The organism is Vibrio sp. 10N.286.49.B3, assembly GCF_002873395.1.
Taxonomy (GTDB): domain Bacteria; phylum Pseudomonadota; class Gammaproteobacteria; order Enterobacterales; family Vibrionaceae; genus Vibrio.
The window spans coordinates 1-2356 of sequence record NZ_MCUV01000038.1 but is presented as its reverse complement, the minus strand read 5'-3'; the positions used below and the strand labels follow the sequence as shown (position 1 = coordinate 2356).

Here is a 2356-nt window from a genome sequence, read left to right as displayed (position 1 = left end):
CCCGATAATGACAACAGTCATTACTCATGGAGGCTTATATGTCATCTCTACTGCAAACTTGGCAGCGTCATGTCGAAGCATGGCAAACCACTAATCTCTCGCAAGCGCAATACTGCCGAACCCACAACCTGGACCAATCCCAGTTCAGTTATTGGAAGCGCAAATTCAATCGTACAAACTCAGTGACCGCATCTGTCACCTCCAAGTTCGCCCTTGCACAGGTTGAAACCGTCACCGAGCATGTCCGTTCATTGTTGACAGTCACCTTACCAAGCGGTGCGCAAGTTGAGGGGATTGATGAGGGCAACGCTCATGTCGCCGCTAAACTCATCGAGTGTATGAGCTAATGCGCCAGCCGACGTTAAGACCTGCACTGACACTGCCGAAAGTCTATCTCTACCGTGACCCGATTGATTTTCGTAAGTCACACCGAGGCTTAAGTGCACTCGTTGAGCTAGAACTTGGCCATAACCCGTTTAGCGGTGAACTGTACGTCTTCACCAATAAACAGCGCAACAAGATCAAGTGTCTGTTCTGGGAAGATAACGGCTTCGTGCTTTACTACAAGTCGCTTGCCGAAGATAAATTCAAATGGCCAAAGCGTACCGATGAGTTAGTCACCCTCACTGGCCAACAGATAAATTGGCTGCTTGATGGTTACGATATCTCCTTGATGCAAGGGCATAAAAAGTTGAAATATGAGTCATTGTTTTAGCGACTTAATTGCCTGTTTTTGGTACAATAATCCCTGTTCCCATAAGGCATTCAAGGCAATATTACTGTGACTTCTTCCACTGACCATTTAGTTGAAATCGAGCGACTTCGAGCTCAGTTAGCCGAGAAAGAAGTGCAGCTCAAAACTCAATCAAAACGCCTACAATCTCAGTCTGCTCGCATTGATGTGTTAGAAGAGGTGGTTCGCCACCTTAAAATTAAACGCTTCATGCCGAGCAGTGAGAAAACCCATGCTGACCAGTTCTTATTGTTCGATGAAGCCGAGCTCTGTACTGACCCGAAGGTTGAGCAGCATGAAAAGAACGGCCAGAATAAAAGCAACGCTTTAACACCTAAACCTCGTGGCCGTAAGCCACTATCTAGCGATTTACCTCGTGAACAAATCTTCCTTTACCTAACGGATGAGCAAAAGGCTGGCGCAAAAAGCATCTTCTTCGCCAAAGTCAAAGAAGAACTCGATATCGTGCCTGCTAAAGTTCGTGTGCTGGAGTACATGCAAGAAAAAGCGGTGTTCGACAATGACGACGGTCAATCAATGGTGGCTGCAGAGCTAACTAAACACCCACTTCCAGGCTCTCTGGGCAGCACAGGTCTGATTGCCCATGTCATCACTTCAAAATACGTTGATGGCCTGCCGTTATATCGCATAGAGAAAATGCTCCGTCGTTACGGTGGCGAGCTCTCTCGGGCAACGCTGGCGAACTACGTCATGAAGTCCGCAAAGGTGTTCCAGCCACTGGTGAATCTGCTACGAGAGCACCAAAACAGTGGCGACATCGTAGCGATGGATGAAACCCGTATCCAAGTACTTAAAGAGCCAGGCAAATCAGCCACCTCAGATAAGTACATGTGGGTCTCGCTAGGTGGTTCGCCCACCCAACAAAGTGTGCTGTTCCACTATGACCCTTCTCGTAGTGGAGACATCCCTGTTGATTTACTTGAAGGCTTCGAAGGCTACCTGCAAACCGATGGTTACGCGGGCTACAATGCGGCATGTAAGAAATATGGCCTGACCCACGTTGGGTGCATGGACCATGCTCGCCGTATGTTCGTGGAGGCGCAAAAAGCTCAGCCAAAAGGTAAAAACGCTAAGGTAAGTAAAGCCGATATCGCGCTTAACACCATCAATAAGCTCTACTGTGTTGAGAGGCAGTTGGCTGACCTAAAGAAAAAGCAGCCCAAGATAACGGCGGAAGAAATCGTAGCCTACCGCCAAGAGCATAGTGTTCCACTCTTAGACAAGTTGAAAGCGTTCTTGGAGAAGAACATCAGTAAGAGCCCCAAAGATAGCTTAACCTACAAAGCCATCAACTATACGCTCAACCAATGGTCGAAACTGGTGGTTTACTCCGGTCATCACGAGCTGCGTATCAGTAACATCATGGCAGAAAATGCTATCCGTCCGTTCGTGGTCGGTCGCAAGGCTTGGCTGTTCGCCGATACATCACAAGGTGCCAAAGCGAGTGCTGTCTGCTACAGCTTGGTTGAAACGGCTAAGTTGAACGGACTGGAACCATACAACTACCTATATACCCTTCTTACTCAGCTACCCTACGCTGAAAATCTTGAGCAAATAGAAGCGCTACTACCTTGGAACTTGGCTAAAGACTAGATCGTTGTG

General features: G+C 47.9%; 3 protein-coding genes. All 3 read left to right on the top strand.

Annotated features, from left to right (window positions below):
- The first annotated feature begins 38 nt into the window (after positions 1-38).
- Positions 39-347 carry a hypothetical protein gene (locus tag BCU68_RS14140; protein WP_102565403.1) on the top strand — a complete coding sequence of 103 codons (309 nt, stop codon included), beginning with the start codon at positions 39-41 and terminating at the stop codon, positions 345-347.
- Positions 347-715 (top strand): IS66 family insertion sequence element accessory protein TnpB, encoded by a 369-nt coding sequence (gene tnpB / locus BCU68_RS14135; RefSeq protein ID WP_102565402.1) that lies wholly within the window; start codon positions 347-349, stop codon positions 713-715. The genes BCU68_RS14140 and tnpB overlap by 1 nt, the downstream gene beginning before the upstream one ends.
- Positions 716-781: 66 nt before the next feature.
- On the top strand, positions 782-2347 hold the full coding sequence (locus BCU68_RS14130; RefSeq protein WP_102565401.1) for an IS66 family transposase: 1566 nt from the start codon (positions 782-784) through the stop codon (positions 2345-2347).
- The last annotated feature ends 9 nt before the right edge of the window (positions 2348-2356 follow it).